Genomic DNA, 15799 nt, shown 5'->3' with positions numbered 1-15799 from the left:
TACAAGATCGCGGAAGGCTAGCTGAACTCAGCGCGGCCGGGTGTCTGCCAGCTGCGTTTGGGCGGCGGTCCGACAATGGTCAGCGCCCAGCACCAGGGTGCGGCCGCGGCACTGGGGCCGCATTCGCGGCGTACGGTGTCCAGCACCGCCCGGAGCTCGGGGTCACTGGACTCGGATCCCTCCGCGGCAGTGAGGTATTCGAGCTGGGCGGTACGCAGTGCGTCGTGCAAGGTGAGTCCGCTGGCCATGGCGGCATAGGTGCGGCCGAGGATCCATCCGATAGGAAGATCGCGTAGTCGCTGGTGCCCACCCACCACCCACACCGCACCGCGCGCGCCGATGACCGTGAGCAGGCCGATCGGTTCGTCGTCGCTGGACTGCGCATCAACGGTCCCGAAGCCGTAGCAGGCACCGAGCACGACGATCGGTGAGAACGAGCGTGGCAGGCATCGTGCAGCACTGAGTGTTCCGCCGGTGTGATCGTGCAGTGCCTGCCGCAGCCCCGGCAGGGCGTCGGCGTGCGTGGCGGCCACGGTGAGGTCGGCAGCGGTACCGAGCTGATCCACCCTGTCCAACGGCACGAACGCAGGCCACGTGCCTTCTAGGAGGCGGCGTTCGGTGCGCGCGCCATCCATCTTGGGATGGCAGTACCCGGTGACGGCAACGTGCGAGCTCAGCTCGGTCAGCGAGGAGATGGTCGCCGCATGCTCGGCGACATGAACGGCCATGGTCAGGGAGGGGATGACCGACACGCGCGCGTGAGCGACCAGCGGGCGCCCGTGTGCGCCGATGGGCACGGATAGCAATGGCACATGCCACAGCCTGCCGAAGATCGCGACCAGCAGATCGATCGGATGATCGGTACCTGACTGGAGCAGAAACTGCTGTAGCTCCTGGGGCAGGAGCACCGAAAGCGGACCGGTGAGATCTCCCGGCCATGTCCGTGCTGTGCCATCGGCGTAGGCGGCGATGAGTCCTTCGGTACGCGCACGCAGGGCGTGCCGCCCACACCACGGGGCTTTCGTATGTGGCGGCCACCACGTCCAGCGGACGGTGCCGTCGAGCTCGTGCAAGGTCAGGATGTGCGCAGTGGGAAAACGGTGGCGGACGGTCGAAGGATCCGCCGGCGGCGCGGTGCTCATCGCACGAAACACTCGCCCGTACGAGTGCTCGAGGTCCTGCGAGGCGTGGTCGCGAGACCGCACCGCACAGGTTCGCGCTGCACGGTCACCGTCCTCATCGAGATCGGCGCCACCGAAACCAGTGTCGCCTTGGGCGGCGCGCTCAGCGACGGCGATCTGTGCGAAGGATTGGCGGATATCGGCGGGCAGATCATCGAGGTTCATACGCAGCATCGCCATCAGGCGGATCGAGCGCCCCGCCTCGGCGACCCGTAACGCCAGCTCCCCGTCGCGCTGGGCCACTGCGAGATCGAAGAGGGCGACCAGGTCCGGCCGAACACTGGTGAGCACGTGCCTGCCGCTGTCGGCGGTGAGCCCGGCCAAGGTCTGACCGAGCTCCTTGAGCGCGGCATACCCGAGAGTGAGCGCTTCGCGCTGGGTAGCCGGATCGGCGGCCAGGCAGCGTGCGCAGAGCAGTTTGGCCTGCGCGCCTAGGAGCCGATTGTGCTGGGAGTCGGCGGCGACGACCGCCATCCGGGCATAGGTGACGGGGTCCGCATCTGTGATACCGGTGCGGTCAGCCAGTGTGAACAGTGCCCTGGCTGCACGCAGCGGTGCGGTGACGGCGATGCGGTGGGTGGGGGTGGCGGTGCCGATAGCGCGCTGGAACGCGTCCAGCGCCAGCACCGGATCGCTGGCCATGAGCACCTCAGCGGCTCTGGCCAGGGCGTCTGATCGAGTCGGTCTGGGCAGGAGTTCGATCGTGTCCCGTTCCACGAGCGCGCGAGCCAGCCGCGTTGCACGAGCGCGATCCGGATCCGCAGGCAGCATGTATGCCTCGGCTTCGAGCCGACCGACGGAGGTGAGCCGATTCTTGCTGTACTGCTCGAACGCCTGCGCCGCGGCATGGTAGGCATCATTGTTCTGATCCAGCTCCATCAACACCGCTGAGCGGTTGAGCCAGATTCCGGCCACGGTGGCGGCCGAAAGTCCCGGGGACGTGGCCAGTGCCACCGCCTGATCCGAGATCGTCAGTGCCTGTTCGGGATCGCCAGCAACGCGCCAGGCACGGGCGATTCCCCGCAGAATCACCGACTCGGCCGCAGCGCCCGCGCCCTGGGTGACGAGTTCGGCGTGGCTTGCCTGCAGGTGCGCCAAGGATTCCGACCAGCGGCCACTCATGATCAATCCCTGCGTCCAGCGCTCGGTCAGCGACGCGCGGACACTCGCCGCGACGTGGTGGTCAGCTGCATAGCGCAGGTACGACTCGAAGCGGTCGCTGCCGTGCACGGTGAGCGCGAATCCGATCCCGTACAGCGCACGGCCGCGGGCCCACTGAAAATCGGTGGGGTAGCTGCGGCTTGCCGTCCGCGCGCATGCCGCCGCCGCGCACAGCCCGGCCGCGATCGGACCGTCCGCGGGACCCGCGATTGCGGTGTTCCGCGACTGTTCCTCGAGGTGCTGTGCGAGCGTTTCGCTGTCCGTCAACACATGCCAGGCGCGCGCTATGACCACTGCGCCCTCACCGGTGCCAGTGGGACCCGATAGGACAGGTGCTGCTGTGTCGGGGTCGGCACGGTCAGTGATCGCCAGCAGTGCCAGATAGATCAACTCCGCGGCCGTACGCAATCCCGTAATCCGGGCCTGCCGGCCGATGCCGGCCAGACCGATGGCGGCGTGCACCGGATCACCGGCGGCAGCCAATCCACAGCTGGCGAGCACCATTGCCGGCAAGTCACGCGATTGGGCCGCCGTCTGGACCAGCATGTTCGCCCAACATCGGCTGCGTTCGTCGATGTCGGCGGTGGCCAGCACCGCGCGCGCGGCCCGGTCTGCGACCTCGCACGCTTCCCCTGGAAGCCGCATACATTGTTCGAGAAGTGCTGTAGCCCAGCGTCTTTCGTCACCTGTCGCAGGTGCTTGCTGCAGCGCGCGCTCGATGACCGGCACCAGATTCGGTTCTGACCAGACCATTACTCGTCCCCTGTTGGTTGATACTTGATGCGGATAATCAGGTCGTCGTCGCCGTGATTGGCGGGAAGGGTGACCTCGGCGATGAGGTCGCCGTATTCATCGCCGAGGAACGGCGACCAGGTCCGCTGCCCGGCTATCTGCACGGCGACCGCGCTGGCCACGCCGGTGGGGATTTCGTTGTCCAGGTCGAGCGCTGCAGCGCGGATGATGAGCCGATTCGGGGCGCCACTGTCGATCCGCCAGGTGATTCGTGGATGAATTCCGTACTGGGCAAGGGCGGCGATTTCCCGTTCGGCTCCGTCGGCCGCCGAAAAGTGGGTGGTCACCTCATCGGTGTCGCGGCCGCGGTGAGCTCCCGAGAACACCTGCAGGGTCCACTCGGCGATCAGTTCCTCAAGTTCGGCGTCGGTCACCGCGTCGGCAGCATCGCCCCCCTGAGGGCTGGCCGGGAGCAGGCTCTCCCCGTTCGCCAGCGTCGCGACCCAAACATGGCGCAGATCGGCGCCTTCGTCCCGGGTGAGCGCTACCTGCAGCCGTTGATCCGCGCCTGAACCGGCCAGGCGCTCGGCCGCGGCCCATACGGTCGGTCCGAGCACTCGCTGGGCCAGTTGCCGGACCTCGGCAGGTACGCCGGTCTGCATACCGATCAGGCACAGCGTCGTCAGGCGCGCGTCCGGTCCGTCCACGTCGAAGCCGATCGACAACTGCTCGTGCCAGTCCCGCGCAACGGCACTGGGGGCGCCATGGAACCGGACCAGGAGCGTGTCCCGGCGGGTCTTGTACACCAACTCGGCTTCCGGTTCCCGGTCCCAGGCCGCGCTCAAGGCCAGGCGGCGCAGCAGGGTGCGCTGATCGTCGCGGGGGATCGGCAATTGCCACTGGCCCTCGGGCAGCCCGGCGATGAGCAGTAGCTCGTCGAGGCCGAGTTCGTCGGCCAGGGGATCGGTCTCGTTGAGATCATCGTGCATGTGGGTTTCCTGCCTTAATTTTCGTCGCCGTGCGTGAGGAAGGCGGTGATCTTGGATCGGGCGTCGCCGAGGAGGCATCGGCACTGGGACACCGAGATTTTCATCTCGGTTGCGATCGTCTCGAGGGGTCCTTGGCGCCCCGGTTGGGGAAAGTGGCGGCGGAACAGCTTGACCGCGCGAAGCTCCTGGGGCGTCAGCCCCGTCGCCTGCCGGATGGCTCGTTCGGCCCGCGACTTCATCTGGCGGACATTGTTCTCACTGGTGCCGAGCTGTTCGGCAACCTGAGCGTTGGACAGGTCCAGGCCATGCACCAGTAGCAGTACCTCGCCGTGTTTGTCGGACAGACCGGCCCGAGCGCAGATCCGGCGCACCGGATCGAGAAGGTCGATCTCCTCCCCGGTTCCGGCGTCGACGGTGATCGTGCTCATGATCTGCTCGTCTTGCCTATCCAAGGGCTGGTCCCGCTGCTGCTGATTGCGATATTGGCGGGCCAGGTCGTACGCGACGTGCCGCACCACGACAGCGACAAAGGTCGATACTTCGTGCCGCTCCGGATCCAGGGTCGGCGCGGTGAGCAGTTTGGTCCACGCTTGCTGTGCCACGTCCTGCGGATTGAGGAACCTGAATGCGCCATGCCAGAACCACGACAGCCTGACGATCAACGGATTGTGCGTGGCGTAGAAGGTGTCGAACCAGTCGTATCGTCGGCGGGCGAGGTCGGCTTCACGGGATTCGTTCTCGAAGGAGCGACGCGCCTGCGACGCGCCGGGTATGTCGTGAGGTTCGAGGGGATCCAACAGTTCCGGGTTTGACATCGAACTCCTGTCCGGGTGAGAGCAAGTCGCTGGTGTGAAGTACGTCGGCGCTGTGTGCGGTTGTGACACACACCGGAAACCCGGGTAGACAAGCGAATTCGCTCCCACCGGATAGCAGGGTGAGGTGTGCTCGGCACCGGATCCCGGGCCGAGCAGTGGTTCCTCATGAGGTCGAGGGCGGCTGATCGGATGTCGGCCACGAGGTGAGGTGCCATCCGCCGCAGTGACCGCAGGGGTATCCGCGGACTTCGCGGCGCCTGATGTCGGTACCCGCCAGTTCGGCATGTGCGCGGGTCACTCTCATGCGCTGCAGGGTGAGGTGAACGTCCTTGTGTTCACGCAGCCGACGTTTGCCGGTGCGCTCACAAATCGGGAACCGGTGGGCACGTCGGGGGTGGGAGGTAGGGGACATAGCGGCTCCGGTGGTGGTGCGGTTGCCGGGCGAACTGCCTGGCATCTGCCTCTACGTGAATCCACCGAGGATCTGTGACACGCCCCCATCTCTCACCTGTATTCCGCATCGAAATCGCTACGCGCCGAACGATTCCCGCAACCGCACCCGTGTGCGCGTGATCGATTCCACCGTGCGCAGGCGGGATCGGAGAAAGGGACAGCACGAGAGCGCCGCAGGAAATGGATCATCGGTCGGTCTCGATGATCCATACGTGGCGACGTCGTGTTCTGTGACAGCGTGTGCGGCGGACCTCAATATTTGCTGCACCGTCACTACGGGTGGGAACCGGACGTAGTGGGGTGCATGATTGATCCAATTTTCGGTACCGCTGGTGCCGTCGGCGGAATGGTGTGGTGGTTGCGCAGCGATGGCCCGGTACGGCTGTGGGCCGGGCTGGTTGCGGTCGGACACCGTGACTCGGTGCGCCGCCGCGACGCACGCGAAGTGCTGTTGTGCACCGGCCGCAACACCAAACCCGCCCTCACCGCCCCCTCACAATCACAGCGACACAACAAGATCGGCTCGGCGGCACCCGGACACCACCGCTCTGTCGGTGGCCGCAAACCGGCAGGCATCGCGGGCCGACGACAGTGGTGAGGATCGACGCAGCAGCGACGATCACTGGCGGAATCCGATGCCCAGCGACCCGTCGAGGAGATCAGCGCCGCACCGCTGGGTCGATCGTGGGCAGGTTTCCCAAAATTTGCGCTCCCGCACGGCCACACCCTCGATGATTGACCGATGTCGCCGGATAAGCGAGGCCGACGGACAAGGTCCGCGCCCCGCTCCCCCGCCCCCGTCCTTGCTCAGGCGAGACCTTCTTCCGACGATCACCACGACATCGCATATTTCTTGCAGCCGGCACTAGGACAGGCACCGGGGCGGGTCTATCTTCGAGCGCTGCCTGTCCCGGTACGGGCAAAGTTCTCCAGCGTGCTGGTGGCAGTGGCGAAGGCGCCGCCGAAAAGGTTCCGCGGCGGCGGCTACTGGGAGGCGATGCATGGAGAGATGGCCGGCTGGTTCGAAGTACGCTGCGACGGCCCGGACCGCGAGCACCACCGCCTATTCTGTCGGCTCGACTATGACGCTCAAGGACGCAACAAACCCCTGTTGGTGGTCATCACGGGGATGAGCAAGCCATTCCTGGGCATGTTCTCAACAGCCGACTACGATCGGGTCCGGGCGCTGGGCGATGAGTACTTCGCGACCAACCCCCGGTCACTGATCTAACTAGCCCGGTCGAACTGCTCGACGGCGTCCCCGAGCCCAGGAAGGTCACTCACGATGCCGGACACGAGCGCATCGGAGAGAATCTCGCCACCACGGCCGTCCAACGGCTCCAGTGTCAGACGCAATCCCAGCGCAGCGGCCAGCTCCGACACGGTGTGCAAAGTCGGGTTGCCGCGAGCGCTGAGCAGTCGGCGCACCGCGGCGGGCTCGATCGACGCGGCCCGGGCCAGGGCCGCTTTCGACAGTTGGGACTGTTCGCGTGCCTGATCGAGCATGTTGAGAATCGAGTCGACGGTCTTGATACGCACAGACTCCAAGACGAACTCACGCAAGAAGTCCGGGTCCTTCAGGTCCTCGGCCAGATCGTCCCAGAAAACGCTCTGCTCACTCATGGTTGCTCGCCTCCTCTCACTAAAACCTTGTTCGTACCATATATGTTACGCCTTGAGTGGGTGTGGAAACACTGCCAATTTTCGTGAACTGCTTCACCAAAACAACGCGAGGCAACTATCAGAATCCGCGCCACGGCTCGGTCAGGCGGCCCGTGTGGGCGGGGAACCCTTGCGTGGCAAGCCATTGCGCGACGGCGACCTCTTTGACCGCGTCACCCTGGTGTCACATCGCGGCCGATGCGCACCACCATCGGCGCGGATTCGAGCTGGTAGAGCATGTTCTCACCCAACCTCAGCAACCTCGCCCCGGCCGGGTCCAGACCGACATCACGGCAGGCGCGATCCAGTACCGCATCGATCGTCTCGGGCAGGAACGCGGAGGCAGCGGAACTAGAGGACACGACTTCCAGGACTATGGGCCGCTGTCAACTGCGCGTACAAGGTTCGGGACCGATCCGGGGAATTGCGGTGCCCCGGCGCGTCACGGAAACCGGCGGCCGTGGCCCGTCCAACCAGAGCATGCGCGAAATTACGGGCGCCGCGCCGACCGGCGCCGCGCCCGTATCTTGTTATGCCGCACCGAAGTTGAATCCGAACAGCGCGTTGCTCTATGGATGATGCTGGAAGTCGGCCACCCAGAACTGCTGCGTGTCCTCGTCACGCGGGTCATGTGCGCTGGGTTCGTTTTTGGAGGCGATGTGAGCGACCAGATCCTTGATGAACAGCAGATCACGGCGCGCATCGTGGAGGGGGATCCCGAGAACGGCTGCTATTTCCTCGACGCTCGCGCCCGCCGTGTACAGCGTGAGGATGTCGCGCCGCTGAGGGGAGAGGCTGACGTCCTGGTGCGTGAGTCGCTGCCGTGTCGCGTCATCGATGTCGTCGATCTCGTCGATGCGGTCGACCAGATCCACGACGTCCTGAGCGCGTTCGACCGGGATATTCGCTTGAACGAGGCTGGCGCCTTTGTGTCCGAAAGACGAGCGTGCCATCAACTCATCGATGCGGGCTGCGATCTCGAACTCGTCCGGTCCCTTGTGGTTCTGCATCAGGATTCCCTGCCATTCAGTCGTCGGACCCATTCGTAGTTGCCTCGCAAGTTGGTCCACCTGTTCGCGACTGCTTTGGCGGATCGCTCTCCGAACATCTCGGCGATCTCGGCGTTGGAGTGCCCTGCGGCCTTGCCCCACACGATGTTGCGGTCTCGCTGGTTGGGCAAGTCGTGCAGGTGTGAAAGGACGAACTCGCTGCTGCAGGTCCGATCGAGCAGCGGATCGGATGTAGCCTCCATATCGAGCCGTAGTCGCTCGACGCGAGCGGCAGCGAGCAGGTCTTTCAGTTCGCGAACGCGCCGACGCCGATCCTTCTTGAGTTCGTCGACGACCGCGAGAACGCTCTTGCCGAGGATCCATGACCGCAGGTTGGTTCCTCCGTCGGCGCGCCATCCTTTCCCGACACGACCATCTTCACGGAATTTGTGCAGACTCCTGGCGACAGCCATATTGGCGAACTCAGCGCGCAAATCGGGATCGGTGGCCAGCCGCTGCAGTTCTCCAGTGTCGAAGACCATAGGTATCCCCTTGGCCCTGATCTCCTGGGAGATCTGTCCACTGCTCATCCAGGCGGAGAGCACCGAGACCGCATAACGAGCCGCCTCCTGAGCGAATCGGTCCCATGCGCGACCCTTGAAACCGGTGGCCCGTAGTAGTTCGAATAGCTCGGCGTCGGCCATCGCGGCTTCGACACCGGGGACTACACCCAACGCGAATGTCGTAGCTGAGGCCGCGCTTTCGGGGACTTCTCGCTTCTTGCCCCGAAACCAACTTCCGAGCACGTTGGTTTCAGGGCTGTCCGTGGGCATCACGTTTGAAGCTCGGGTGGGTGATCGCTCATCACATGCCTCGATCCGGCCATGCCAGAACACCTCTCGACTTTTACCGATCCGTGTATGACCGGCTTTCCCTGTTATAGGCACCCACGCGCTCGACACACCCGGGGCATTCGCAGGCGGCCAGCACCTCACATGGCTCTTGCCGCCAGTCCCCGGGATGTGCGCGTGACGACCTGCCTACAACTGTGCGAGATCGACCAGTTCGACCACTGCGAAGTCACGTCTCGACTCTCCCCGGGGGAGGCCACCCGCTCGGCAGGGCGGGGTTCGAGAAGAGGAGCCACAGTGGATTTCCCGGAGCTGGAACCACCCCGAGCACTCCCCGGACAGAGGCGGCCATGACCGAGGGAAGGAGGCGATAGAACGCGGATATGCCGCTATTGCGGCCGCATTCGAGGCCCTCTCGTTGCTGTCCCATCTGACGCGCGACAGCGCCACCGAGTCCACTCTGAGCGCGATTTTCGTGGTTGCCATACCCGAGAACACTTCCCCCGTACCGGGTATCAGGGTCATACCTTGTTCCGCGCGCAGGTCAGGCGCTGGCGTCCAGCGTCAACTGGTTGGTGGTCCCGAGTTCCATCGTGCGCAATCCCTTGAACCGCACGTGGGTCTTGCTCGGGCTCAGGACCAGTCCGGCCGGGGTCGATTCGACGTTGGCGTCGCGGTATACCGACAGCACTCGCGCCAGCTTCTTGTCGAAGGCCTTGCGGTATTTGTACCGGGCTTCTTTCGTGTCGAGCTTGCGTGCGGCGCCGAACTGGGCGCTCAGGTCTTCCAGGGGGATGGTGATCGTCCGGTTCAGGGTGGCGAACCGATAGGTCAGGAAGATGTACAGGTCCATGCACCAGGCGTCGTCGCCGAACAGCTGCAGTGCGCGCATGTCCAGTGGCACGGCACGCTCGAGGATCTCGTTGTAGAAGTCGGTCGAGAGCTGGACCACCGCGCGGTCGGTGCCGGCTTTCTCGCTGCCCCACAACATGACCTGATGCGCCACGGACAGGTTCTTGATGAGCACCGCAGGTTCCCCGTCCGGTCCCGGGCGCTCACTGCGCACGCTGATCGCCGCGTGCAGGAGCTTCTCGGTCTGGGTGCGTAGTCGGGTCAGACTGCCGGTGTCCCCGCCGGAGGTCGCGCCACCTGGTTTGAGCTGGCGGAAGAACTCCACCACACCGTCCCCGAGGATCAGTTCGGGTGACTTGGTGCGCCGGGCCTCGGTGATGAGCCAGAACATGAGCTGGCGCGGGATGACCCCGCTCGGGTAGCCCAGCGAACGCGATTCGCCGGTCTTGGGGTCTTCGACATAGCCGGGCCGGATGGTGAGCACCACCCCGCCATTGCGGCGCTTCCACACCGGGATATCCCCCGGGTTCCGATACGGCAGGCACGCCTGCGCCAGGAACGGTGTCGTGAACGCCAGCTCCTGGTCATCGGATTGCTGCAACAAGTCCGCGGCTTGGATCAGCGCCAGCTCGTCACGTTTTGGTCGCGCCATGGCCACCACTATGCCTCAGAGGGTCACCGGTCACCTCGAAGAACACACCGCCGCGCATTAGAGGGGTCACCACCCCCGCACAGGGCTCTGGACAGGCCCGCTAGTGTCCGCCACCGTCGCGGTGACCCTTCTAATGCGCGAAATTTACAACCTTGTGCAAGTACATACCGGCCGCCCGGTGACCCTTCTGATTCGCGCACGGCTGGGCTCGCGTGCCTGGACGCCGGTGACCCCTCTAATGCGTAGCGGAGGGCTCAACCATCCACTGACGGGCGCATCTTCGGTCATTGAAGACCCATGGTGACCCTTCTAATGCGTGGTGTGAGTTCTGAATGAACCAGGGTGACCCTTCTAATGCGCAGGACTCACGGTGGTGACCCTTCCGATGCGCTGCCCAGCGAGACCGCCGGTGGAGCGCGGTGACCCTTGTAATGCGCCCGCCGCGCCCATGGGGTGACCTCTCTAATGCGTGGACAGGTCCCGCAAATGCTGTGGATAAATCGGCCGCCGAATGGGTCTATCCACAAATTAGAAGGGTCACCGCCGAAATGCATTTCCCCAGGAAGCCACGCATTACAAGGGTCACTACCGCGCATTAGAAGGGTCACCACGACACAATGAAATTGCAGGTCAAGGCACATTTTTCGATGGACCCTATAGTTCTCTCTTGTAGAAGAGAATCCTGTAGTAGGCTCGCCGCGGCTGTGGAAACTACAGGATTGCAATTCTTCGGCACGAGCCTCCCGCAGCTGCTTTCCAGAGGCGGTTCGTCATCCGATACTCATCGAGACCACCGTCGCCGGGCGGATCGGCGCGCACGGGCATCGGGGATCTGACCCCAGCGAGCGCGTAGGTCTGCGCACCGCTCATCGCCGCCGGACTCCGCACCAGCGCTGAGGGTGTTGCCCGTCCAACTCGATGGTCAGGTCACCACTTCCATACTCCCGCAATCGATTCGACCGGACCGAGGCACTTGACGGTGACAAGAGGAGGTCGGTCCCATCCGAACGGTATTCCCGATGTCCGAGAGGCGCTCGCGCCGTACCTGTACGGCGGGGAGATTCTCGCGGAGTACGAGTTGTGCCGAGCGTGCGGGCAACGGCTGCCACGATCACGGCCCGGTACCCCTGGTCGGCCCCAAAAAGTACTGCAACCCTGCCTGCCGACAACGCTATTACCGATGGCACACAAGACATTTCGGACGAAACCAGACCGGTAAGACAGTACGGCTTAGCCGGTACTGAAAACAGAAGACAAAATCACCCGCGGGAGTGGCCGACTCGTCTGCGCTCGATTTCCGTGCGGCGCGCACGTACGGATCCCCTGGTGCGCGCCAGGGGCTCTCGCATCAGCAGGTAGGTGTCATCGGCGGAATCTCAGCCATAGCCCGCCGACCGCGAGGATGAAACCTCCTGCGGCGAAAAGGATCTGCTGGTCCGCGTGGGCGATGAGCACCAGCACCAGCATGCTGGCGATGATCACCAGCAGTACCACAGCATCGACCGCGCGCCGGAGCACGGCGTTTCGCCGTTCGCGCGGATCGGGCGGTGCGGGGTCTATCGGATCGACCGGTCTAGGAGGCACGATCAACGTGGTCACCCTTCTGTGTGGCCTTCATCCCGGGCGGATCGGCAGCCCGCGACCTACCAAACCGTGGTCGCCGATCCGCACCGGCGCGGCGACCGAGACGGTCGATCCGCCCTGAAATTCAATGTTGCCGAGGGTTTTTCGGTCCACCCCCGTAACCATCTGAGCTGGAAGATTCCCGATAGCTTTCCCCCGCGCGGCGGGTGTCGCTCGGTTTTCGGCATGGCCACAAGGGTTTTCGGTCACACTGAGGCCTTCGTGGGCACCCAGGACTGCAGAAAGAAGTGTCGGTGTCGGAGCGCAAACGTGGTGGGCGGCCGAAGAAAACCACACCGGAAAGTCTGCCCGTGCGGATGCCCGCGCAGGTCAAGGCGCTGGTCATCAAACTCAAGCAACTACTCGACAGCGCCGACCTCTCCTATCAGCAAGTGTCCGACCAGCACGGGCTGCAGCTCTCACCGCAGGCATTCGGCGATCAATTCCGCCGTCTGTCAGGCCCGTCCCCCGAGGTGTACAAGGCGATCGTGCAGTGCGCCGCAAAGGCCCTCGACAGGCCGTTCACCGAGTTGCAGTCCGAGATGCGGCCGCTGCACGACCCGGTCTACCTCAAGGGCAAGAACGCGGCGGCCGCGACCGAGCCGCCGGTGGTGGCGGCCCCAGCACACGCCGCCACTCCCGCACAATTGATCGATCTGCGCGTACCAGCCAAATGGCTGGTCGAACTGCTGCGCAATGCCCGAGAGACCGAGGCCGTGGCGGGCTTGGACGAGCACTTCCTCGGTAACAACACCGCGTTGGCGTCGGTGCTGGTGGACCTGGCCGAGTCCGACAGATTCGCCGTCGGACTGTTTCTCGACGCGATCGGCAAGGTCGATCAATCCCGCGTGACCGTGATCTGCCAGGCGATCACCGAGATCGATGAGCGGGCCGCGGCCGCCATCTTCGATGTCTGCGACCCCCCTGCCGACGCGCAGGATGCCGACAAGGCGGTCGGTGAGCCCTCCCTGGTCGACTACGACCCGGACTTCGGCGCCGGCCAACGCATCGCCGCACTGCTGGATCAAAAACGCGAAACCGGCCGCATCGTGCGTGAAGTCCGCATGCGGGTCGAGGCCGACATGGCGCTGGTCGAACGATCCGAGCATCGCGAATACATCCGCAGGACCAAGCACACCTGGCCGCGACCCAAGTGCAGCAAGGCCTTTCAGCGGTTGATCTTCGGTATCACCCTGTACGACACCATCCGAGGCCCACGCTGGCTCGCCGATCTGCTGCTGGCCCTATACACCGAAGGGGACTTCGTGTCCCTGAGTCACTGTGTCACAGCACTTTTCGACCTTCGCCAGCAGTACGGAAAGCCGGTTTTCCTGGCTGCCTCACGGGTCTTCGAGAACATGACCACCGACGCGGTCCTGCAGATCCTGTCCGGCATCTGCACCGAGGCACGCCTGTACGACGAGGTCGATGGCGAAGCCACATTCGTCGATCTCGAAGCCCTGCTGTGGGCGCTCGATGACGTCGACCTCGTCCTGGTCACCCAGAAGGTCGCCAAACTCCCACCAACCGCCGAGCTCAGCGCCGGCCATCTGGTCGACTTCCTCCCGAACATCTCCTCGTTCTGGCGAAGGCTCCTCGCGGGCCCGGACGGTCACCTGGCCGGTGTGCTGCTCGAGCGGGCGCTGACCGACTGGATGGGCCGCGACCACGGCACCCCGTTGTCCGGGGACTATCCCCCGTTGCGCGCCATCGCGAACGCCCTGGTCGATGTCGATGCCGCACACCGCGCCCGCCGCTCACCCCACCGCGAGACACAGAACTCGCCGGTCACCATCATGACCAAACGCCTGCTCACGGACCGGCCCGCCGCAGCGGTCCTGCTGCTGCAGGCAATGCTGCTCGACCAACACCCCAGAATGTACGGGCTACTCCACACGCTGGTCAGCGACACCGAAGCGCTGCACGCTCTCGCGCAAACGATCCTGCTGGCACCCTCGAACCTCGAATCCCTGCGCCTGTTCGAGCTCGTGAGCATCGAACTACCCGAGGTCGCCGGACCGCTCTGCAGCGCGGTCGCCACCGACTTCCCGGTCCACACCCAGCGGGTCCTGGACGAAAGACTCGCCAGCGTGCCCACCCTCAGCTCCGCCTTGCTCACCGTGCTCGCCGGCCGCGAACCCGGCGGCCCGTGGCTCACCGCGCTTGAACGTCTGCGCGTCAACGACCTCGCCGGTGCCTCCACCGCGCTCGGCATCCTTGCAGGGGGAACGCGGTGAATGGGGTGGAAGGAAAACCCAGACACAGCGAAGAAACACGGGGTGCTGGATTATCGGAGACGGCGGGACAGCCGAATATGAAGGTGCCACAACCGATTACGACTGTTGCTCCTGATCAGTCAATGGACGTGTCCGAGATCTGGGAAGCGATGGTGCCGTCGCCTGTTCAGCCCTCATCATCGGCAGGGGTGTCATCCGATGCGGTCAGCAGAGGCGACGCGAGGTCGTCGAACTCTGGAATCTCCGGCATGTGCTCGCCGGCGTGAAGTTTTTCCTGCATCGATTCCAGCAGTTTCCGCGACTCCTCCGACAGATCGAAGGCTCGTGAGGACAACCTGCGGAGACCGTAGCCCTGAAGCTGCGTAAGCAGTTCAAGGTCATGGTCGATTTTGGCGGCGTAGATGTCGTTGAGGAAGTAGTCGTGCTTGACCTGGAAGAACTTCGCCAGCGCGGTAACTGTCTCATCGGATGGGTTGGTTCGTCGGCCTGTGCGCAGGCTGCTCAGGTAACTCCCGCTGATCGGGTGACCTGCGGCGGTCAAGGCGTTCACGACCTCCTTGGTGGTGTAGGGTCCTCGCCCTGGGATGCGGGTGGTCTCGAACAGCTTGTTCAGCCGGTCTGCGAACTTTCCACGCTGCACGTTCCTGTTGGAGTTGAACGTTCGCCTGAAGCGGGTAAGCCCGGCCTCCATCTCGAACTCGAAGGTGCTGTCGTTCTCGGTCAGGTAGTGGTCCAACTCGTCGAACGCTTTACGGATCGAGTTTGAGTCGGGCATGCCCTGAACACCGTGCTCGTCCATGTTCATTCGGTTGCACCTCCTCCACTGTGCGTCGCTACTTCCATGCCGCTGGTCGCAGGTTCGGCATCGGCCTCGGTCCGATTTCCACCGCGATTCAAAGCCTGCTCCATCTTCCCGCGTGCCCGGCTGCGGTGGGTGTACACAGCTCGCCGTGAGGTTTTGAGAGCTTTGGCTATTTCGTCGGGTGTCATTTCCAGCAGCCACGTCATCGTCGCCACTCGATGCTCGGTGGGAGTCAACTCACGAGTCAGCGCATGCCAGAACGATGCCATGACTTCATCGCTCAGGTTCTCGGTGCCGCCGTCACCAGCGTGACCGGCGTGATTCATCTGCCGGTCGAGGTCCTCCGCCATGCCGGCCGAGTACTCCCGGGAACGCCCGATTTTCCGCAGATGGTCGACCACGCGGCGCTTCGCGATCGTCATGATCAGCTTCTCGACCTGCTCCGCCGAACGGTGGTGGAAGTCCCTTTTCAATTGCCGACATACCGCCAGAAAAACATCCTGGACGACATCGTTCGCTGACTCGGCATCACCGCGAAACGCTTTGAACGCCAACCGGAATACGCGCACCGCGTACTGGCGAAACAACAACTCGGAGTCCCAGTCGCTCACCGCTCGTGCATCTCTCGGTCTTCCCCTGAGACCGGCGATCGTGCGGCAGGGTCTTCGCCGACCTCCACGATGTAGGTGCAACCACCGCCCCGGCCCCGGTACTCGATGATTTTCACCGGAGAGTGCGGGGCTGCTTCCCTGAAGATCATCCGAGTCCTCAAGTGCCGCTGTAAGTCTCGCACGCGCCCC

At 64.3% G+C, this 15799-nt stretch carries 14 protein-coding genes; 3 read left to right on the top strand and 11 right to left on the bottom strand.

Translation table 11 applies throughout. The features are described from left to right. Window positions 1-17: 17 nt before the first annotated feature. The 3 genes from OHB26_RS39590 to OHB26_RS39580 form a co-directional block, all read right to left on the bottom strand. On the bottom strand, window positions 18-2888 hold the full coding sequence (locus tag OHB26_RS39590) for a CHAT domain-containing protein (protein WP_330185984.1): 2871 nt from the start codon (window positions 2886-2888) through the stop codon (window positions 18-20). Between the two features lie 206 nt (window positions 2889-3094). Then, entirely contained in the window at window positions 3095-4063 is a 969-nt protein-coding gene (locus OHB26_RS39585) for a hypothetical protein (protein ID WP_330185985.1), read from the bottom strand. Between the two features lie 14 nt (window positions 4064-4077). After that, complete coding sequence (locus tag OHB26_RS39580; RefSeq protein ID WP_330185986.1) at window positions 4078-4878, bottom strand: RNA polymerase sigma factor; 801 nt, start codon at window positions 4876-4878, stop codon at window positions 4078-4080. A gap of 757 nt (window positions 4879-5635) precedes the next feature. Here OHB26_RS39580 and OHB26_RS39575 point away from each other — a divergent pair. Further along, window positions 5636-5929, top strand: a complete 294-nt coding sequence (locus tag OHB26_RS39575) for a hypothetical protein (protein WP_330185987.1) — start codon at window positions 5636-5638, stop codon at window positions 5927-5929. Between the two features lie 336 nt (window positions 5930-6265). Next, window positions 6266-6562 carry a hypothetical protein gene (locus OHB26_RS39570; protein ID WP_330185988.1) on the top strand — a complete coding sequence of 99 codons (297 nt, stop codon included), beginning with the start codon at window positions 6266-6268 and terminating at the stop codon, window positions 6560-6562. On the opposite strand, the gene OHB26_RS39565 is transcribed toward OHB26_RS39570, so the two are convergent. From OHB26_RS39565 to OHB26_RS39540, 6 genes are all read right to left on the bottom strand, one after another. After that, window positions 6559-6954 (bottom strand): helix-turn-helix domain-containing transcriptional regulator, encoded by a 396-nt coding sequence (locus OHB26_RS39565; RefSeq protein ID WP_330185989.1) that lies wholly within the window; start codon window positions 6952-6954, stop codon window positions 6559-6561. The two genes, OHB26_RS39570 and OHB26_RS39565, sit on opposite strands and share 4 nt — an antisense overlap. A 212-nt stretch (window positions 6955-7166) precedes the next feature. After that, a complete protein-coding gene (locus OHB26_RS39560) occupies window positions 7167-7355 on the bottom strand; it encodes a hypothetical protein (protein ID WP_330185990.1) in 189 nt (62 codons plus the stop codon). A gap of 207 nt (window positions 7356-7562) precedes the next feature. Continuing rightward, complete coding sequence (locus OHB26_RS39555) at window positions 7563-8003, bottom strand: hypothetical protein (protein WP_330185991.1); 441 nt, start codon at window positions 8001-8003, stop codon at window positions 7563-7565. Beyond that, complete coding sequence (locus tag OHB26_RS39550; RefSeq protein ID WP_330185992.1) at window positions 8003-8815, bottom strand: hypothetical protein; 813 nt, start codon at window positions 8813-8815, stop codon at window positions 8003-8005. The genes OHB26_RS39555 and OHB26_RS39550 overlap by 1 nt, the downstream gene beginning before the upstream one ends. A gap of 562 nt (window positions 8816-9377) precedes the next feature. Beyond that, window positions 9378-10337, bottom strand: a complete 960-nt coding sequence (locus OHB26_RS39545) for a replication protein RepA (RefSeq protein ID WP_330185993.1) — start codon at window positions 10335-10337, stop codon at window positions 9378-9380. 1362 nt (window positions 10338-11699) lie between these two features. Continuing rightward, complete coding sequence (locus OHB26_RS39540; RefSeq protein ID WP_330185994.1) at window positions 11700-11936, bottom strand: hypothetical protein; 237 nt, start codon at window positions 11934-11936, stop codon at window positions 11700-11702. 278 nt (window positions 11937-12214) lie between these two features. Between OHB26_RS39540 and OHB26_RS39535 the strand changes: the two genes are divergently transcribed. After that, complete coding sequence (locus OHB26_RS39535) at window positions 12215-14197, top strand: hypothetical protein (RefSeq protein WP_330185995.1); 1983 nt, start codon at window positions 12215-12217, stop codon at window positions 14195-14197. A 166-nt stretch (window positions 14198-14363) separates the two neighbouring features. Here the strand turns inward: OHB26_RS39535 and OHB26_RS39530 are convergent, their stop codons facing one another. Both OHB26_RS39530 and OHB26_RS39525 read right to left on the bottom strand, forming a co-directional pair. Next, window positions 14364-14837, bottom strand: coding sequence for a helix-turn-helix domain-containing protein (locus OHB26_RS39530; RefSeq protein WP_330186054.1), 474 nt, complete (start codon window positions 14835-14837; stop codon window positions 14364-14366). Window positions 14838-14998: 161 nt separating this feature from the next. Continuing rightward, window positions 14999-15610, bottom strand: a complete 612-nt coding sequence (locus OHB26_RS39525; RefSeq protein ID WP_330185996.1) for an RNA polymerase sigma factor — start codon at window positions 15608-15610, stop codon at window positions 14999-15001. Window positions 15611-15799 lie beyond the last annotated feature (189 nt).

This window comes from Nocardia sp. NBC_01503 (assembly GCF_036327755.1).
Lineage (GTDB): Bacteria > Actinomycetota > Actinomycetes > Mycobacteriales > Mycobacteriaceae > Nocardia.
The sequence above is the reverse complement of the archived record's forward strand: the minus strand, read 5'-3'. Positions and strand labels throughout refer to the sequence as shown.

Bases quoted from the DNA above. Each gene is read 5' to 3' on its own strand.
- OHB26_RS39555 (WP_330185991.1), bottom strand. From the start codon at position 8,003: ATGCAGAACCACAAGGGACCGGACGAGTTCGAGATCGCAGCCCGCATC.
- OHB26_RS39545 (WP_330185993.1), bottom strand. From the start codon at position 10,337: ATGGCGCGACCAAAACGTGACGAGCTGGCGCTGATCCAAGCCGCGGAC.
- OHB26_RS39565 (WP_330185989.1), bottom strand. From the start codon at position 6,954: ATGAGTGAGCAGAGCGTTTTCTGGGACGATCTGGCCGAGGACCTGAAG.
- OHB26_RS39575 (WP_330185987.1), top strand. From the start codon at position 5,636: ATGATTGATCCAATTTTCGGTACCGCTGGTGCCGTCGGCGGAATGGTG.
- OHB26_RS39550 (WP_330185992.1), bottom strand. From the start codon at position 8,815: ATGCCCACGGACAGCCCTGAAACCAACGTGCTCGGAAGTTGGTTTCGG.
- OHB26_RS39580 (WP_330185986.1), bottom strand. From the start codon at position 4,878: ATGTCAAACCCGGAACTGTTGGATCCCCTCGAACCTCACGACATACCC.
- OHB26_RS39590 (WP_330185984.1), bottom strand. From the start codon at position 2,888: ATGCTGGTCCAGACGGCGGCCCAATCGCGTGACTTGCCGGCAATGGTG.
- OHB26_RS39585 (WP_330185985.1), bottom strand. From the start codon at position 4,063: ATGCACGATGATCTCAACGAGACCGATCCCCTGGCCGACGAACTCGGC.